This is a genomic window from Bittarella massiliensis (ex Durand et al. 2017), assembly GCF_009876955.1.
Taxonomy (GTDB): Bacteria; Bacillota; Clostridia; order Oscillospirales; family Ruminococcaceae; genus Bittarella; species Bittarella massiliensis.
In genome coordinates this window covers 1-17577 of record NZ_WWVY01000016.1, presented here as the reverse complement: position 1 = coordinate 17577, position 17577 = coordinate 1, and the positions used below count along the sequence as shown (strand labels likewise).

At 63.5% G+C, this 17577-nt stretch carries 13 protein-coding genes; 10 read left to right on the top strand and 3 right to left on the bottom strand.

Going from position 1 to position 17577, the window contains the following annotated elements; translation table 11 throughout:
• The first annotated feature begins 265 nt into the window (after positions 1-265).
• The 4 genes from GT748_RS13550 (at position 266) to GT748_RS13535 (ending at position 7422) form a co-directional block, all read left to right on the top strand.
• Positions 266-1495, top strand: a complete 1230-nt coding sequence (locus GT748_RS13550; protein WP_143161669.1) for an MFS transporter — start codon at positions 266-268, stop codon at positions 1493-1495.
• A gap of 70 nt (positions 1496-1565) precedes the next feature.
• A complete protein-coding gene (locus GT748_RS13545; protein ID WP_021660302.1) occupies positions 1566-2786 on the top strand; it encodes an MFS transporter in 1221 nt (406 codons plus the stop codon).
• 281 nt (positions 2787-3067) lie between these two features.
• Positions 3068-6826 (top strand): efflux RND transporter permease subunit, encoded by a 3759-nt coding sequence (locus GT748_RS13540; protein ID WP_021660301.1) that lies wholly within the window; start codon positions 3068-3070, stop codon positions 6824-6826.
• The gene (locus GT748_RS13535) at positions 6823-7422 is read left to right on the top strand and encodes a TetR/AcrR family transcriptional regulator (protein ID WP_021660300.1); all 600 of its coding nucleotides are present in this window, start codon (positions 6823-6825) and stop codon (positions 7420-7422) included. The genes GT748_RS13540 and GT748_RS13535 overlap by 4 nt, the downstream gene beginning before the upstream one ends.
• A 69-nt stretch (positions 7423-7491) precedes the next feature.
• Here the strand turns inward: GT748_RS13535 and GT748_RS13530 are convergent, their stop codons facing one another.
• Together GT748_RS13530 and GT748_RS13525 are read right to left on the bottom strand one after the other, a co-directional pair.
• The gene (locus GT748_RS13530) at positions 7492-8631 is read right to left on the bottom strand and encodes a hypothetical protein (protein ID WP_044992986.1); all 1140 of its coding nucleotides are present in this window, start codon (positions 8629-8631) and stop codon (positions 7492-7494) included.
• Positions 8632-8663: 32 nt separating this feature from the next.
• Positions 8664-9290, bottom strand: a complete 627-nt coding sequence (locus GT748_RS13525) for a hypothetical protein (RefSeq protein ID WP_021660298.1) — start codon at positions 9288-9290, stop codon at positions 8664-8666.
• 214 nt (positions 9291-9504) lie between these two features.
• Here GT748_RS13525 and GT748_RS13520 point away from each other — a divergent pair, with 214 nt between their 5' ends.
• The 5 genes from GT748_RS13520 (at position 9505) to GT748_RS13500 (ending at position 14708) form a co-directional block, all read left to right on the top strand.
• Positions 9505-11547 (top strand): peptidoglycan-binding domain-containing protein, encoded by a 2043-nt coding sequence (locus tag GT748_RS13520; protein WP_161213603.1) that lies wholly within the window; start codon positions 9505-9507, stop codon positions 11545-11547.
• 60 nt (positions 11548-11607) lie between these two features.
• A complete protein-coding gene (locus tag GT748_RS13515) occupies positions 11608-12132 on the top strand; it encodes a peptidoglycan-binding domain-containing protein (RefSeq protein WP_052537685.1) in 525 nt (174 codons plus the stop codon).
• Positions 12133-12303: 171 nt separating this feature from the next.
• Positions 12304-13350 (top strand): TRM11 family SAM-dependent methyltransferase, encoded by a 1047-nt coding sequence (locus tag GT748_RS13510; RefSeq protein WP_052537684.1) that lies wholly within the window; start codon positions 12304-12306, stop codon positions 13348-13350.
• Between the two features lie 46 nt (positions 13351-13396).
• Positions 13397-14233 carry an MBL fold metallo-hydrolase gene (locus GT748_RS13505; protein ID WP_044992984.1) on the top strand — a complete coding sequence of 279 codons (837 nt, stop codon included), beginning with the start codon at positions 13397-13399 and terminating at the stop codon, positions 14231-14233.
• A 40-nt stretch (positions 14234-14273) separates the two neighbouring features.
• Positions 14274-14708 (top strand): PPC domain-containing DNA-binding protein, encoded by a 435-nt coding sequence (locus GT748_RS13500; protein WP_021660292.1) that lies wholly within the window; start codon positions 14274-14276, stop codon positions 14706-14708.
• Positions 14709-14769: 61 nt separating this feature from the next.
• Here the strand turns inward: GT748_RS13500 and GT748_RS13495 are convergent, their stop codons facing one another.
• A complete protein-coding gene (locus tag GT748_RS13495; RefSeq protein ID WP_021660291.1) occupies positions 14770-15972 on the bottom strand; it encodes an AI-2E family transporter in 1203 nt (400 codons plus the stop codon).
• Positions 15973-16199: 227 nt separating this feature from the next.
• Between GT748_RS13495 and GT748_RS13490 the strand changes: the two genes are divergently transcribed.
• Positions 16200-17486, top strand: a complete 1287-nt coding sequence (locus GT748_RS13490) for an HlyC/CorC family transporter (protein WP_021660290.1) — start codon at positions 16200-16202, stop codon at positions 17484-17486.
• The last annotated feature ends 91 nt before the right edge of the window (positions 17487-17577 follow it).

The window sequence follows — 17577 nt, the reverse complement described above, 5'->3', positions numbered from 1 at the left end:
TCCTCCTTTCTCTCGAAACAGTTGCACATTTGTGCAATCAGTTGCATTCTGTTCAAAGGATACTCTCGTTTTGCATTTCCTGTCAAGAGGGCAGGGCGCGTTTTTTGCAAATGCGCGAGAAAATCGGCATATTGGTCGGAAAGAAAGAGGATTTTTTGTGAAAATATGTATTGACAAAGGGAAGGGCAGAGTGATAAAGTTGACAAGATAAAAACAATGAAAGTTGTGCAATCGATTGCGCAACCGGTGAGGAGTTGTATTGCACGTGACCAATCAAAAGAGAAGGAGTGTGACGGCGGTCTTTGTCATCGTCTTTATGATGGCTTTTGCCCTGTCCGGCGGGATGTTCAGCACCGCCCTCCCCAAAATCATTGAGACCTACAACCTGTCCCTGGAACAGGCCTCCCTCTTCTCCGTTTTCCAAAGCGGGGGGATGCTGCTGGCCAACTGCTTCACCGCCCTGGTGGTGGACAAACTGGACAAGAACAAGATGCTGGGTGTCATGTTCCTGCTGATGGGCGGTTTCCTCTTCTGCATCGGCTCGGTGCCCCCCTTCGTCTTGATCCTGATGCTCTTTGTCCTCATGGGCATTGTCTCCAACGTGGTCAACAACGCCTGTTCCTCCTATATGTCCGACCTCTACGGCGACCAGCGGGCCCGCTATATCAGCATCCTCCACGCCTTTTTCGGCCTGGGCTCCCTGATGGGCCCCCTCTTCATCGGCCAGCTCACCCGGATGGGCTTTGTCTGGAACAACGCCTATACCACCCTGGGCCTGGTGATCATCTTCATCTCGGTGGCCTACTTCCTGACCATGATGGTCATCAAGCGCCCCGTCCCTGAGGTGCAGAACATCGACGACTCGGGCAAGCGGCTGAAGACCCCCTACAAAAAGATGCTGCGCTCCCCCAAGATGCTCTCCCTCTGCGCGGTGAGCTTTCTCTACGCCGGCTTTCAGGTGTACAACACCTGGCTGCCCACCTATCTGAACAACAAAAACCCCGACCTGTTCCCCATCTCCTTTTGCTCCACAGTGGTGGCCTGCTTCTCGGTGGGGATGATCGTCAGCCGGCTCATCAACGGCTACATCTCCAAGTTCATCTCCGCCCGCAACTACATCACCCTGGTGAGCATCTGCTCCTCCGGCGTGCTGGTGGCAGGACTGCTGCTGGACCAGAAATACCTCTGGCCGGTGGTGGGCTTTTTGCTGGGGCTGCTCACCGGCGCCATCTACACCGCCCAGTTTGTCATGGCCTGTGAGTACTTCCCCCGCTTTTCCGCTTCGGCCACCGCCTTCACCGGCTTTTCCTCCGCCATCGGCGGGATGTGCTTCAACGCCCTGGCCGGGCAGGTGGCCCAGAAGGTCAACTTCCTGGCGGCCATGTGCATCCCGGTGGTCGCGCTGCTCATCACCTTCCTGGTGCTCTTCACCACCAAGCGCGTCGTGGAGCGCGCCGACAGCGGCGAGGGGGATGAGCCCCAGGCTGCGCAGTAAGCCCTGTTTTCCCGCGGCCTCTGCCGTGGGCCACCCCGCCGCGCCCTCTGCCGGCGGGAGAGAGTAGGAGTTGAACGAATCCGTGAGCAACAAAAAGCGCCGCACCATCGCGGCCATCTACGTCATCACCTTCATGGCGGCCTTCGCCCTTTCCAGTGGGCTGTTCAGCAACGCCATGCCCCGCATCATCGAGGGGTACGAACTGACCTTTGACCAGGCGTCCCTCTTTTCCATCTTCCAGAGCGCCGGCATGATCCTGGCCACCGCCCTCACCGTGTTGGTGGTGGACCGACTGGACAAAAACAAGGCCCTGGGGCTGATGTTCTTGCTGATGGGCGGCTTTTTGGTCTGCATCGGCATGGCGCCCCCCTTTGTGCTGCTGCTGGTGGCCCTCTTTTTGCTGGGCACCGTCTCCGGCGTGCTGGACAACGCCTGTGCGGCCTACATCTCCGACCTGTTCGGGGACGAGCGGGCCAAGTACATCAGCATCCTCCACGCCTTCTTCGGGCTGGGCTCGGTGCTGGGGCCGGTCTTCATCGGCACCCTCTTCAAGATGGGCTTTGAGTGGAACACCGCCTACACCACCTTCGGTCTGGTGGTGGTCTTTCTGGCCCTGGCCTACTTTGTCACCATGGCCGTCATCAAGCGGCCCGAACCCGCCGTCTCCGGGGTGGACGAGGCGGGGGTGCGGGTGAAGATCCCCTACAAAAAGATCGTCACCTCCCCCCAGATGCTGGTCCTCTGCGGGATGGCCATCTTCTCGGCGGCCACCCAGGTCTTCAACACCTGGCTGCCCACCTACCTCAACAACAAAGACGCCCTGCTCTACCCGGTGTCCTTCTGCTCCACCATCATGGCCTGCTACTCGGTGGGGATGATCATCAGCCGGGTGCTCAACGGCGCCATCCTGCGCGCCCTCTCCCCCCGCAAGTACATCATCACCATGACCTTTTTGGGGGCGCTGGTGCTGGGGGCGGGGCTGGCCATCGACCAGAAGCTCCTCTGGCCGGTGGTGAGTTTCCTGCTGGGGCTGCTGATCGGCGCCATCTACACGGTGCAGATCATCATGGCCTGCAGCTATTTCCCCCAGTTTTCGGCCACCGCCATCTCCTACGCGGGGCTGGCCTCCTCCATCGGGGGGATGCTCTTTAACGCCCTGGCCGGCCAGCTGGCCCAGCGGGTCAGCTTCCTCTCGGCCATGTGCATCCCGGTGGCGGGGATGGTGGGCACCTTCCTGCTGATGGGCCTCACCCGTCGGGTGGGCAGCCACACCGAGGCGGCGGGGGAGTGACCCCTTTTCTCTAAAACCTTTATCAGGCGTCCCCCTGCATCCGCTTGCAGGGGGACGCTTTTTTGCGCTGGAAGGGGAACCGTTTGTAAACTTTTTAGAAAAGCGCCTTTTTGTCTGGAAAATCAATTGACGGGAAGGGGGGAGGCTCGTACAATAGACAGGTGACTGACCGGTCAGTCACCTGTTCTGCCCCTGGGGCCTTTGCCCGGCGCGCCGCCTGCAAGTTTGCGCCGGACCCCCACCCCTGCGGCAGAGCGCCACAGCCCGAAAGGAGCGCGCGTATGCTTTCCAAATTCAGTGTCAAAAAACCGCTGACTGTCTTTGTGGCGGTCATTTTGGTGATGTTGATGGGGGTCATCTCCTTCACCAACATGCAGACCGACCTGCTTCCCAGCCTGGACCTGCCCTACGTGGCGGTGATCACCGCCTACCCCGGGGCCAGCCCGGAGAAGGTGGAGCAGGCGGTGACCAAGCCCCTGGAGAAGGGACTTTCCACCACCAGCGGCATCAAAGAGGTGCAGAGCATCTCCAGCGAGAACACCAGCATGGTGATCCTGCAGTTTGCCGACGGCACCAACATGGACAGCGCCATGATCGACCTCAGCGGCAAGGTGGACCTGGTCAAGGGTCAGCTGGCCGACGGGGTGAGCACCCCCACCCTGATGAAAATCAACCCCGACATGCTGCCGGTGATGATCGCCGCGGTAGACGCCGACGGGCAGGACGCCGAGGCCCTCTCCCAACTGGTGAACGAGACCGTTCTCCCGGCGATGGAGCGGGTGGGCGGGGTGGCCTCGGTCAGCGCCACCGGCGTGCTGGAAAAGGAGATCCAGGTCACCCTCGACCAGCAGAAGATCGACGCCCTCAACGACAAGATGCTGGCCCAGATCGACGCCAAGTTGGCCCAGACCAAGGCCCAGCTGAACCAGGGGGAGGCCCAGATCAAGGCCGCCCAGGAAAAGCTGGACAGCGAGAGTGAAGCCCAGGCCAAGCAGTTGGCCGACAGCGCCGCCCAGCTCTCCGACGGCAAGGCCCAGCTGACCCAGGGGCTGACCTATCTGGACACCACCATCGCCCAGACCAAGGCCCAGAGGGAGCAGCTCTCCACCCTGCGGCAGAGCCTGCAGGCCTTCCTCGACGGGGGGCAGCAGGCGGGCCCGGAGGCGGAGGCGACCCTGACCGCCCTGGTGCAGCGGCTGCAGGACGCCGGCGTTCTCACCCAGCAGGAGGCGCAGGTCCTGTTGGCCGCCCTCGGCCAGCAGAGCGGACAGCTGGCCCAGCTGTTGGGCGAGGCGGTGACCAAGTTGGACGAGGGGATCGCCGCCGCCGACAGCGGCCTGCGGCAGATGGAGGCCCAGCGTGGCCCCCTGGCCGACAAGTTGGAAGCCCTGGCCCCGGCCGAAAGCCAGCTGGAGGCGGGGAAGATGCTCTTTGCCCAGAAGATCGCCCAGGCCCAGGGGAAGTTGGACGCCACTGCGCAGCAGTTGAGCCAGGGCCGCACCCAGTTTGAGGAGGCGGAAAAGGCCGCCTACCAGACCGCCGGCCTCAGCGGCAAGCTGACCCCCCAGACCATTCAGGGGATCTTGGCGGCGGAGAACTTCTCCATGCCCGCCGGCTCCCTCACCGAAAAGGGGGAGAAGTACGCCGTCAAGGTGGGCGATACCTTCTCCAGTGTGGAGGAGCTGGCGGAGCTGGAACTCTTCACCATTGATTTGGAGGGCATCGGCACCATCAAGCTGTCGGACGTGGCCGAGGTGGCCTTTGCCGACAACCGGGACGAGATGTACGCTAAAATCAACGGCAACGACGGCATCCTCCTCACCTTCCAAAAGCAGAGCGCCGCCTCCACCTCCCAGGTGTCCGCCGACATCCGCGCGGCCATGGCCCAACTGCAGGAGGAGCACAGCGGCCTGCACCTGACCGCCCTCAACGACCAGGGGGTCTACATCGACATTGTGGTGCAGTCGGTGCTGCAAAACCTGCTCATGGGCGGGGCGCTGGCCATCCTCATCATCCTCCTCTTCCTGCGCAACTACCGCCCGACCCTGGCCATTGCCGCCAGCATCCCCATCAGCCTGCTCTTTGCGGTGGCGCTGATGTACTTCTCGGGCGTCACCCTCAACATCATCTCCCTGGCCGGTCTGGCCCTGGGGGTGGGGATGCTGGTGGACAACAGCATCGTGGTCATCGAGAATATCTACCGCCTGCGGGGCGAGGGGATGAGCGCGGCCCAGGCAGCTGTGCGGGGCGCGGCCCAGGTGGCGGGGGCCATTGCCGCCTCCACCCTGACCACCGTCTGCGTCTTCCTGCCCATCGTCTTTACCCAGGGCATCTCCCGGGAACTGTTTACCGACATGGGCCTCACCATCGCCTATTCCCTGGTGGCCAGCCTGATCGTGGCCCTGACGCTGGTGCCGGCCCTCTCCTCCAAGCTGTTGCGCAGACCCGACCAGACCAAGCACCGGCTCTTTGACCGGTTTGTGAACTGGTACGCCCGGCTGCTGGACAAAGCCCTCTCCCACCGGGCGGCAGTCCTCTGCGGGGTGGTGGCGCTGCTGGTGGTCAGCGGCATCGGCGCCACCCAGATGGGCACCGCCTTTATCCCCGAGAGCGACACCAACCAAATCAGCGTCACTGTGGAGATGCCCCCCGAGACCACCACCGCCGAGACCCGCGCCATGGGCGACCGGGTTGCCGCCATCGTCGGCGATCTGCCCGGGGTGGAGACGGTGGGCGCCATGGAGGGCGGCGGGATGATGAGTTCCGGCGGCAGCGGCAGTGTCAGCATGTACGTCATCCTCTCCGAGGGGAAACGGCCGGACAGCAGCCACATCGCCCAGCAGATCAAAGACGCCACCGAAGGCCTCCCCTGCGAGGTCACCGCCCAGAGTTCCATGGGGGATATGTCCTCCATGGGCGGCTCGGGCCTCACGGTGCAGATCCAGGGCGACGACCTGGGCACCCTGCGCCGGGTGGGCCAGGAAGTGGCCGCCCTGATGGAGGGGACCGAGGGCACCCAGGACGTGGAGGACGGCTCGGAAGATCCGGCCTATGAACTGCGGGTGAGCGTGGACAAGAACAAGGCCATGGGCTACGGCCTCACGGTGGCCCAGGTCTACCAGGAGGTGGCCGCGGCCATCCAGTCTGAGACCACCGCCACCACCCTCTCCCTGGAGGACGGCGACTACCCCATCGTAGTGGTCAAGGACCCGGAGGCGGCCCTCAGCCGGGCCACCCTGGGCGACCACCTGCTCACCGTCACCAAGGACGGGGAGGAGACCACCATCCCCCTCTCGGACATCGCCCAAATCAGCCAGGAGGAGGGGCTCTCCTCCATCCGCCACGACGGGCAGGTGCGCACCCTCTCGGTCAGCGCCCAGATCGACGCCGAGCACAACATCGGCTTGGTGAGCCGGGAGCTGCAGTCCAAGTTGGACAGCTACCAGCCCCCCGCCGGCTACACGGTGGAATTGGTGGGGCAGACCGAGACCATCAACTCCACCCTTGTCGAGCTGCTGAAGATGGTGGGGCTCGCCATCGTGCTGATCTACGGCATCATGGTGGCCCAGTTCCAGTCGCTGCTCTCTCCCTTCATCGTCATGTTCACCATCCCCCTGGCCTTTACCGGCGGCCTGCTGGCCCTCTGGCTCTGCGGGATGGAGATCAGCGTCATCTCCATGCTGGGCTTTTTGGTCCTCTGCGGGGTGGTGGTCAACAACGGCATCGTCTTTGTCGACTACGTCAACCAGCTTCGGCTGGAGGGCGCCCCTCTGCGCCAGGCCCTGGTGGAGACCGGCGTCACCCGCGTCCGCCCCATCCTCATGACCGCCCTCACCACCATCTTGGGGCTGGGCACCCTGGCTTTGGGGATCGGCTCCGGGGCCGATATGCTCCAGCCCATGGCGGTGGTCACCATCGGCGGTCTGGCCTATGCCACCCTGCTGACCCTCTTTGTGGTGCCCATCCTCTATGACCTGTTCCACCGCCGCAAAAAGGGCGGCGAGCGGATGCCCGCCGGCGGGGAGGAGGTAGAGCTGTGACCTACAGCGAAAAGGAGATCGCCATCTTTGAGGGGGTGCGCAAACTGGCCTTACAGGGGGCCGACCTGCGGGCCCTCAAGGCCGACGACATCGCCCGGGCGGCCGGTCTGGGCAAGGGCACCCTCTACAACTATTTCTCCTCCAAGGAGGAGATCATCTCCCACACCGTTCTCTACGACCTCTTCCGCCAGATGGACGAGGTGCTGGCGGCGGTGGAGGGGGCCGAGGGCTTTTTGAATAAGTGCCGGGCCGCCCTCACCCGGCTGGGAGAGGGGGCCCGCCAGTCCATGGGGCCCTTTCAACTGCTCCTCCTCTACGGCGGCGTCCCTGACTGGAAGGGGATGGCCCAGGCCTTTTCCAGCGAGATGCAGGCCCGCCGCGCCCAGGTGGAGGAACTGGCCTGGCAGCTGGCCTGCCTGGGGGCCGAGGAGGGCCTCTTCCCCCAGCCCATCGACCGGACCTATGTCTGGCGGGTATTCACCAGCGCCACCATGGGCTTTCAGCAGCTCGACTGCGCCCCCTGTATGCAGGGGTGCCAGCCGCTGGACGAGGCGGTGGAGGAGGTCTGCCGCCTGCTGGTGAAGGCCCTCTCCTAAAAAGCAAACAGAAAGATCCGGGAGCCCCGTAAAGGGGGCTCCCGGATCTTTTGCGCTGTGAGAGGGTGTTTAGAGGGCAAAGGGCTCTGCCTGCCGAACGCGGGGGTCGTCTAGAGAGAAGCGGATATAGGCCCCGGCGGCCGTGTCGAAGCAGTACCCCCAACCGCCGGCGATGCTGACGGCCGGGGAGTGGACGGACAGGGCGATCTCCTCATACTCCTGCCACTGGGCGCCGTCGAAAGAGAGGCGGGACAGGTGGCCGGAGACCTCCAGGTAGACCCAGTGCTCGTCCCAGTTGAGGGGGGTGACACTGCTTCCCCCTGCAAAGGTGCACAGGACCTGCTCCGGCTGACCGTCAAAGGGGGCGAGACAGAGGCTGCCCTCGGCTGCTCCCCCCTCCGGCCCGGAGTGGGACTGGCGGATGTAGACGCAGCCGCGGTGGGTGACCAGCGGGGTGCCGGTCACTGCGCGGGAATCGGCAATGGAGGCGGCAAGGGTACGGCTTTCGGCATCGCTGGGCCGCTGTAGGTACACCTCGAGGGAGGGGTGCTTTGCGTCCTCCTCATTGGATTTGACGGTGAAGTAGATGCCTTCCTCCCGCTGAAAGGGTTGGGGCAGGGCGGAGAGGCCGCCAAGGGGCGGCAGCTCGTCCTCTTCCACCGGCAGGGACACCGGGCCAGTCGCGGGGTCGGAGAGGTCGTATTTTTCCAGGTGTTCGCCCGAGCCAAAATCCCGTCCGTCGTCGGGTTGCAGGGTGTAGAGGGTGGTGCCTATCAGCCGGCAGAGCTCTACCGTGAACGGCAGTTCGTTCTTTTGGCCGGATTGTAGATCGAACCGATAGGAGGAGCGGGTGTAGGAAAAGGGGTCTGTGCCGTGAATGACATCGTAATAGAGGGCGCCGCAGTAGAGGTGGAGGTTGCGAATGGGGTCATCCTCTGTCACCAGAGGGGAGACAGACCCGTCGCTGTCGGCGCGGTAGACGGCCTGCCGCCCCTGAAAGTAGACCGTCCCGTCCTCGCCGGAGACGGCCAGCCGATTTTGGTACTTGTCGTCGCAGTAGGGGTACGGCGCGGCGAAGGCGGGGGGTGTGGCGACGTTTTCCCCTTCGCCCTCGGACGGCCTCTCGCCCTTGGCCCCGCAACCGGTCAGCGCGAGGACCGCCGCTGTCAGGAGGGCGGTCGCCCGCACCGCTTTTTGCAGATGAGTCACGGACCCTCTCCTCCTTCTGTCAGGCGGTATTTTTACCCCTCTTCGATGACCCGCAGGATGTCGGCCATATAGGGCAGGGTCTTGACCCAGTCGCAGAGGAGATGCCACTCGTCCAGTTTGTGGGTCCGGCGGGCAAAGTACATCCCCACCAGGTTTTCGTAGTTGAGGGTCACGGTGCGCAGCTGGTTGTAGCTCTCGGGCAGCAGCTGGATCATCGAGTACCAGCAGGTCTTGTCCTTGTCCGCCAGATAGTCCTGCCGCAGCTGTTCCAGCAGGGCAATGACCCCGTCCAGGCAGGACAGGGTGCGCTCGTCCATCCGGTCGCAGCTGAAATCCTCCCGCGAGAAGGGCTTGGCGTGGATCTTGTGCATGGTGGAGGTGGAGTTGGCCACCGTGCCCACCTTGTAGGTGTCGAACTCCTTCCACCAGTAGAGGGGGGCGGTGATGTCCACCGAGACAAAAATTTGGCGGATAAACTTGCGGTGGTCGCTGCCCGACCGGCAGAGCCGCAGCGCCAGGGAGAGGTCGTTCTCCCCCAGTTGGTAGCTCCCGTCCTCGCCGTAGCTGCTGTCGCCGCGCGCCCAGCTGTTCATGGGGTTGCGGGCGCCCCGCATGGCGTTTTCCCAGTTCATCACCGCAGTGCGTTCCAATACAATCATGGCCGTATCCTCTCCGTTTCTCCGCCGCCCTGTCTGGCCGCGCGCTTGTTTTCCTCTATTATACTGTGTTTTCCGCCCCAGCGCAAAGGCGTTTTTTGGAGGGGGGACGGCAGACACCTTTCGCGGGGCGGGGGAATAAGCTGGTGTGCGTGTGAAACCGGCGCAGGCCGCGCGCCCGCTCCCCAAACTTCCACCGCAAAAGGAGGAACCCCATTTGGCTACTGGACAACTGAGCTTTTCCGTCTCAACGGCGCAGCAGGCGCTGCCGGTGGAGGCCGTCCAGGTGGTGATCACCAAGGTGTCCGAGGGACAGGTGGTCTACGACCAGACACTGATCACCGACGAGGACGGAAACACCCCTGCCATCGACCTGGAGGCGCCTGATAAGGCCCTCTCCCTCGACCCCGGCTACGAGGGCTTTCCCTACGAGGTCTACGACGTGCAGTTTCGCAAGGAGGGATACGTTCCCGCCGAGGTGCGGGACATCCAGATTTTCGCCGACACCCTGGCCGTGCAGGTGATCGAGATGATCCCCGACGCCACCGACAACTACACCGGCCCCCGGCAGGTGAGCACCGTCCCCCAGCACCACCTGACCTGTGAATGCCCCTGCTTCTCCACCGCCCCGGCGGAGAAAAATGTGGAAAACCGCATCCTGCAGGTGCCGGTCATCCCCACCAACATCACCGTCCACCTGGGTCGGCCCAACAACTCCTCGGCCGAAAACCTGACGGTGCCCTTCAAGTACTACATCAAAAACGTGGCCTCCAGCGAGATCTACCCCACCTGGCCGGAAAACGCCCTTCGGGCCAACATCTACTGCCAGATCTCCCTGGCCCTCAACCGGGTCTACACCGAGTGGTACCGCAGCAAGGGCTACAACTTTCAAATCACCAACTCCACCCAGTACGACCAGTACTTTGTGAAAAACCGCAACATCTTCGACAACATCAGCAAGATCGTGGATGAAATCTTCAACGTCTACATCCGCAAAAACAACCGGGAAGAGCCCTTCTACGCCGAGTACTGCGACGGCCGGCAGGTCACCAACTGCCCCGGCCTCAAGCAGTGGGGCACCGTGAACCTGGCCAACCAGGGGTACAGCCCCATCCAGATCCTGCGCTACTACTACGGCAGCGGGGTGGCCCTTTACGAGTCCAACAACATCCGCGACATCCCCCAGTCCTACCCCGGCACCCCGCTGCGGGTGGGCTCCACCGGCACCAACGTGGCCATCATCCAAAACCAGCTCAACCGCATCCGCCGCAACTTCCCCTCCATCCCCCTGATCAACCCGGTGGACGGGGTCTTTGGCCCCTCCACCGAGGCGGCGGTCAAGGCCTTCCAAAAGAGCTTTAAGCTCACCCAGGACGGGATCGTGGGCAAGGGGACCTGGTATGAGATCTCCTATATCTACGTGGCGGTGAAGAAGCTGGCCGAACTGGGCAGCGAGGGCGAAGATGTGGATGTGCCCGACACCCCGCCCGCCTCGGTCCTCAAAGAGGGGGATACCGGCGTCGGCGTGCAGGCCGTGCAGTATATGCTGCGGGTGGCCTCCCAGTTCTTTGCCGAGATCCCCAACGTGGATATGGACGGCATCTTTGGGCCCATCACCAAAAACGCGGTGAAGTCCTTCCAGAGCTATTTCGGCCTCATCCCCGACGGAATCGTGGGCAATGCCACCTGGCAGCAGATGATCGACATCTACAAGCAGGTGGAGCCCGACGTGCCCAACGGCGGCTGCGGCTGCAAGCCCTACCCCGGCACCCCGCTGCGGCAGGGCTCCACCGGCACCAGCGTCAGCGACCTGCAGTTCTACCTCAACGCCATCGGGGTGGTCAACACCCTGATCCCCCAGTTGGCGGTGGACGGCATCTTCGGTTCCGGCACCACCCAGGCCGTGCGGGTCTTTCAGCAGCTCTTCGGCCTGAGCGTGGACGGCATCGTCGGCCCCGCCACCTGGGCGGAGGTCTGCAACCAGTTTTGCAACCTGCCGGTCAAACCGCCCTGCCCGCCCTATCCCGGCGGGGTCTACCGCAGGGGCAGCACCGGCAATGCGGTGCGCAACATTCAGTTTATGCTCAACGTCATCGCCCTCAACTACCCCCAGGTGGGCCGCGTAACGGTGGACGGCATCTTCGGCGCCGCCACCGAGGCGTCGGTGCGCACCTTCCAGCAGCTCTTTGGCCTCACCGTCGACGGGACGGTGGGCCAGGCCACCTGGACGCGCATGTGCCAGGTTTACGCCACCGTGTAGCACCCTGCCCGGCCCTCGGGCCGGCGGGCGCTCTCAATATATAACAGAGGTGAATTGACTATGTCTAGTTGTGTCTGCAAACCCTATCCCGGCTATGTGATCGGCATGGGCTCCTCCGGCAGTGTGGTCAGCAATATCCAGTACTACCTCAATGCCATCAAAACCAGCCTTCCCACCATCCCCGCAGTGACGGTGGACGGGGTCTTCGGCTCCGCCACCGAGCGCTCGGTGGCCGCCTTCCAGCGGGCCGTCGGCCTGGCTGCGGACGGCAAGGTGGGCGCTGCCACCTGGTTCGCCTTCTGCCGCAAGCTCTGCGTCGAGTCGGTCCACCCGGTGGCCAAACCCTGGCCCGGCAGCGTCTACCGCCAGGGCAGTTCCGGCAGCCCGGTGCGGGACATCCAGCTCTATTTGAGCAACATCGCCGAGAAGTTCCCCAACGTCCAGCGCGAGCAGGTAGACGGGGTCTTCGGCACCACCACCGACTACTCGGTGCGCATCTTCCAGCAGGAGTTCGGCCTCAACGTCGACGGCGCGGTCGGCCGCGATACCTGGAACAAACTCGTCGAGATCTACAACACCCTGTAAATCGCCACTTCGCCTGCCGCTAAAAGCGGGTGTGAGCCCCCAAGGCTGCGGTTTTCCGCCCCTCGGGGGCTCTTTTGCGCCCGCCCGCCGGCCATGACAGGGCGGGAAAAACGTGCTATACTGAAAGGCGAAACAAGCGGGCCGTCCCGGCCCGGCAAAAAGGAGACCGCCATGCGCTACCACCTGCTGCGAAACCCCGGCCACAACCGGGTCTATTTAAAGGAGTCCACCGCCCTCTGCCTGGGGGAACTGGCCCTCGCCGTCCGCTCGTTTGCCAGCCCCTGCAGCCCCCCCGAGCCGGAGGAGCTGGGGGGCGCCCCCGCCCTGGTGTTGGAGAGCGAGGACCCCCTCGGGGAAGGGGAGTTGGAGCGGCTTTTTGACCTCTCCTTTTGCTATGCCGTCTTTGCCGGCGAGAACGGGTCCCTGCGGGTCCTCGATCGGCCGGGCACCTCCTATTTTGGGGAGGAGATCAGCACCATCCTCAAATACCCGGGCAAGACAAACGAGCTCTTTACCCGCTTTCTCATCAACCTGGCCGCCAGTTCCAGCGCCTTTGCCGGGCAGGGGGGGCTGACCCTGCTGGACCCGGTGGCGGGCCGGGGCACCACCCTCTTTGAGGCGCTGCGGCTGGGGTACAGCGCCGCCGGGGTGGAGATCTCGCCCAAGTCGGTGCAGGAGTGCGGCGGCTACCTGAAGAAGTACCTGGAACAGGCCCGCTGCAAGCACACCCTGCAAAAAGACCGCCTCTCCGGGCCGAACCGCTCCTTTACCGCCCAGCGCCAGCGATTTGAGCTGGCGCGCAGCAAGGAGGAGTACGGCGACCCCGCCGCCCGCCGCTCGGTGACCCTGATTGCCGGGGACTCGGCCTACACCGACCGCTATTTCCCCAAAAACCACTTCCACCTGTTGGTGGGCGACCTGCCCTACGGGGTGGCCCACGGCAACCAGGCCGGCGGCCGCCCGCAGGGGCGGGGAAACCCCACCCGCAACCCCAGCGAACTGCTGCGGGCCTGCCTGCCCGGCTGGCGCCGGGTGCTCAAGCCCGGCGGGGCAATGGCCCTGTCCTGGAACACCTTTGTCCTCCCCCGCCCGCAGCTGGAGGGGTTGGTGGAGGCCGCCGGGTTCACCGTGCTGCGGGACCCGCCCTACGACAGTTTCTGCCACCGGGTGGACCAGGCCATCCGCCGGGATGCCCTGGTGGCCCGCAAAGAGGGGTGAGGGGGAGGCCGAACGGCCGCCCCGCCCCCAAGAGGAGGAGACGCCTGTGTCTGTCAAACTGTCCGTCCTGATCGAAAACCGAACCCTGTCCCCCCAGCTGCAGTGCGAAAACGGCTTTTCTGCCTTTGTGGAGGCAGGGGGGCACCGCATCCTCTTTGACACCGGGGACAGCGGCGCCTTTCTGCAAAACGCCCGCGCCATGGGGGTGGACCTCTCCCAGACCGAGGCGGTGGTGCTCAGCCACGCCCACTTTGACCACTCCCGGGGATTTTTGGCCTGGCGGGAGGACTGTCCGGCGCCCGAGGCGCCCCTCTACATCCACCGCTACTTCTTCATCCCCAAGTACTGGGACCAGGAGGTGTCCTACTACTATGTGGGCAACGCCTTCGGGCAGGAGTGGATCAACGAGAAGAAGGTCCCCTGCGCCATGGTCAGCCGGGCGGTCCACTCCCTCTTTGAGGGCGCGCCCATCTACCTGCTCTCGGGGTTCGAGCGGGTCTGCCCCTTTGAGCAGCCCGACCCCACCGCCCTGATGATGCTCGGCGGGGAGTACCGCACCGACGACTTCCGGGAGGAGATGGCCCTGGCCATAGACGACGGGGAGGGGCTGGTGGTCCTCTCCGGCTGCAGCCACTGCGGGCCGGTAAACATCTGCGAGAGCGCCCGCCGCCGGTTGGGCAAGCCGGTCAGGGCCTTTGTGGGGGGCACCCACCTGGTGGCCTGCGACGAGGAGCGGGCCCGGCAGACGGTCGAGTGGTTCGCCGCCAGCGGCATCTCCTTTGTGGGGGTCTGCCACTGCACCGGGGAGGAGGGGCTGGCCCGGTTTGCCGCGGGCTGCCCCCGGAGCCGGGCCCTGGCCTCGGGTTCGGTGCTCGACCTGTGAGAAGAGATGCGCGCCCTGCGCTGAAAAAGGAGGAATTTCTGTGATTTACAAACTGTATGGAGACACCTATGCCGTCCGCCTGGAGCGGGGTGAAGAGGTGGTGGCGTCCATCGCCGAACTCTGCGAAAAAGAGGGGATCCGGGCCGGCACCGTCCAGGGGCTGGGGGCTGCCGATGACGCCACCGTCGGCCTGTACAGCATTGCCGAGAAGAAGTACTACCCCACCGAGTTGAAGGGGGACATGGAGATCACCGCCCTCATCGGCAACATCTCCCGCCAGGAGGGGGCGGATGCGCCCTATCTCCACCTCCACATCACCCTGGCCAAGGCGGGCGGACAGGCGGTGGGCGGCCACCTGAACTGGGCGGTCATCAGCGCCACCAGCGAGCTGTTTGTCCGCAAGCTGCCCGGGGTCATCGGCCGCTTTGCCGACCCGGAGACCGGCCTCAACCTGACCCGGTTCGACTTGGATTGACCCTCTCTCCCGTTAAAAAAAGCGCCGCGGCCGATGGGCCGGGCGCTCTTTTTGTGGATTTTTAGGCGGGGCCCTCGTCCTCCTGCGGGGGGAGGGGGGCGATGGGGCCGGGGACCTTGTAGTCGTTGGGGTCCAGGGGCATCCCCTTCTCCTGCAGCCGCCCGCGGATAAAGACCTTGAAGAGGGTGTAGATGACCGAAAAGGCGGGCACCCCGACGATCATCCCTAAGGGACCCATCAGGCCGCCGCCGATGACGATGGCCACCATCACCCAGAAGGCCGAGAGGCCGGTGGACTGGCCGAGAATCTTCGGCCCCAGGAAGTTGCCGTCAAACTGCTGCAGGGCGATGACGAAGATCACGAACCAGATGCACTTGATGGGGTCGGCAATGAGGATGATGAAGGCCGAGGGCACCGCCCCGATAAAGGGCCCGAAGAAGGGGATGATGTTGGTGACCCCGACGATGACGCTCACCAGGGGGGCAAAGGGGATTTTAAGGAGAGAGGTCCCAATAAAGCAGATGAGGCCGATGATGAGGGAGTCGTTGATCTTGCCGATGAGGAAGCCGCCGAAGGTGCGGTGGCTCAGGGCGGTGACGTAGACCAACTGGTCGGCGCGCTTGCGGGAGAAGAGGGAGTAGACCACCCGCTTGGTCTGGGAGCAGAACTTTTCCTTTGAAAAGAGCAGGTAGACCGAGGCCACCACCGCCACCAGGGTGTTGATGACAAAGCTGCCGATGGAGATGGAGACGCTCAACAGCTGGGGGAGGGTGGACTTCAAGAAGTCCAGCGCCTGGGACCAGAGCCCCTCCCAGGACTGAAAGAGGTCGGTGATTTTGGAGGGGTCGATGTCGTAGCGCACCAGGGTGTCGCGGACAAAGGTCTCGATGGCGGCGAGGCCGTCGCCGCTCTGGTTGATGAGGGTGCGCACGCTCTCCACGATCTGGGGGATGATAAAGGAGATAAAGAGGGTCACCAGGGCCAGTCCCAGCAGGTAGACGATGGCCACCGCCACCGCCCGGCGGACGTTTTTCTTTTCAATCTTCTGCAGCCAGCGGCGCTCGATCAAATTGAGGGGGGAGGAGGCGATGTAGGCGATGGCAAAGGCCGCGATGAAGGGGGAGATCAGGGAGATCAGCGCCCGAAAGAGGGAGGCGATCTCCTTGAAGTTGGCAAAGAAGGCGAAGAGCAGCACGCCGGAGAGCACCACCAACATGTTGGGCAGCGCCCGGTAGAGGATGTGATAGGCCCGTTTTTTGTTCATGTGTCGGCCGCCTTTCTCGTGGATTTCCCCGGGCAGCGGGCCCGGGGAAGAAGGTCTCTTTTAGTATAAAGGATGGGGCGGCAAAAAACCATCGCATTTTTATGAAGAATTGCCGCCGCCTTTTATTTGGGTGCACTCTCTGCCCTTGCCATCCGGCCTCATTTTTGATATGATACCTCTAACTCAAAATCGATACACAGACAGCAAGCGAAAAGGAGCGTGCAATTTTGGAAGAGGGCAGTATATGGCTCTACATCATCTCGCTGGCGGCGCTGGTGGCGCTGTCGGCCTACTTCTCCGCCTCGGAGACCGCATTTTCCACCGTCAACCGCATCCGCCTGAAAAAACTCGCCAAAGAGGGGAACAAAAAGGCCTCGCGGGCGCTGAAGATCGCCGACCGGTTTGACAGCGCCATCTCCACCATCCTCATCGGCAACAATATCGTCAACATCGCCGCGGCCTCCATCGGCACCCTGCTCTTCACCGGGCTGATGGGCCCCAGCGGCGCCGGCGTCTCCACCCTGGTGATGACGGTGGTGGTCCTCATCTTCGGCGAGGTGATGCCCAAATCGGTGGCCAACGAGTATTCCGAGAGCTTCGCCATGTTTTCCGCCAGCGCCCTCTCGGTGCTGATGAAGGTCTTTTCCCCCTTTGTCTGGTGCTTTGCCAAGCTGAAAAAGGCCCTGTCCAAAAAGCTGGCCGGCCCCATGGGGGAGGCGGCCAGCCAACCCTCGGTGACCGAGGAGGAGCTGAAGGTCATCATCGACGAGATCCAGGACGAGGGGGTTTTGGAGGAGCAGGAGAGCGACCTGGTGCAGAGCGCCCTGGAATTTGATGAGATCTGCGTCAACGAGGTGCTCACCCCCCGGGTGGATGTGGTGGGGGTGGAGCTGGGCGACAGCATCGAGTCCATCCGCGACCTCTTCTTTGCCGAGCGGTACTCCCGCCTGCCGGTGTACGAGAAGAACATCGACAACATCGTGGGTATCCTCAACCAGCAGGAGTTCATCATGCGCCTGGTCAAGGGCCAGCGCTTCCAGGTGGCCGACATCCTGCAGCGGGCCCTCTACGTTCCCCCCACCAAAAAGATTTCGGTGCTGCTGGGCGAACTGCAGCGGGAGAAGCTGCACATGGCGGTGGTCACCGACCAGTACGGCGGCACCCTGGGCATCGTCACCATCGAGGACCTGCTGGAAGAGCTGGTGGGCGACATCTGGGACGAGCACGAGGAGATCACCTATGCCGTCATCCCCCTGGGGGAGCACACCTACGAGGTGGACGGCGACCTGAACGTCTACGACATGCTGGACAAACTGGGCTTTGACAGCAGCCGCTTCGACTTTGAGTCGGGCAGCGTCAGCGGTTGGGTGCTGGAGCGATTGGAGCACATCCCCGCACAGGGGGAGCAGTTCTCCTTTGAAAACCTCGACGTCACCGTCACCCAGCTGGACGAACAGCGCATCAACAAGATCACCGTTCACGTCAACCCCCTCCCCGAGGGGGAAGAGGAGTAGCGGTCGAATAAAAAGGAAGAGAGCCGGGGGCCGATCGGCCCCTGGCTCTCTCTCTTTTGCCCCCTGTCAGCGGGTGGGGTAGGTGGTGTAG

What these genes read in the sequence shown, in the direction of transcription:
- GT748_RS13540 (WP_021660301.1), top strand. Translation starts at nt 3,068, where the DNA reads ATGCTTTCCAAATTCAGTGTCAAAAAACCGCTGACTGTCTTTGTGGCG.
- GT748_RS13525 (WP_021660298.1), bottom strand. Translation starts at nt 9,290, where the DNA reads ATGATTGTATTGGAACGCACTGCGGTGATGAACTGGGAAAACGCCATG.
- GT748_RS13515 (WP_052537685.1), top strand. Translation starts at nt 11,608, where the DNA reads ATGTCTAGTTGTGTCTGCAAACCCTATCCCGGCTATGTGATCGGCATG.
- GT748_RS13510 (WP_052537684.1), top strand. Translation starts at nt 12,304, where the DNA reads ATGCGCTACCACCTGCTGCGAAACCCCGGCCACAACCGGGTCTATTTA.
- GT748_RS13495 (WP_021660291.1), bottom strand. Translation starts at nt 15,972, where the DNA reads ATGAACAAAAAACGGGCCTATCACATCCTCTACCGGGCGCTGCCCAAC.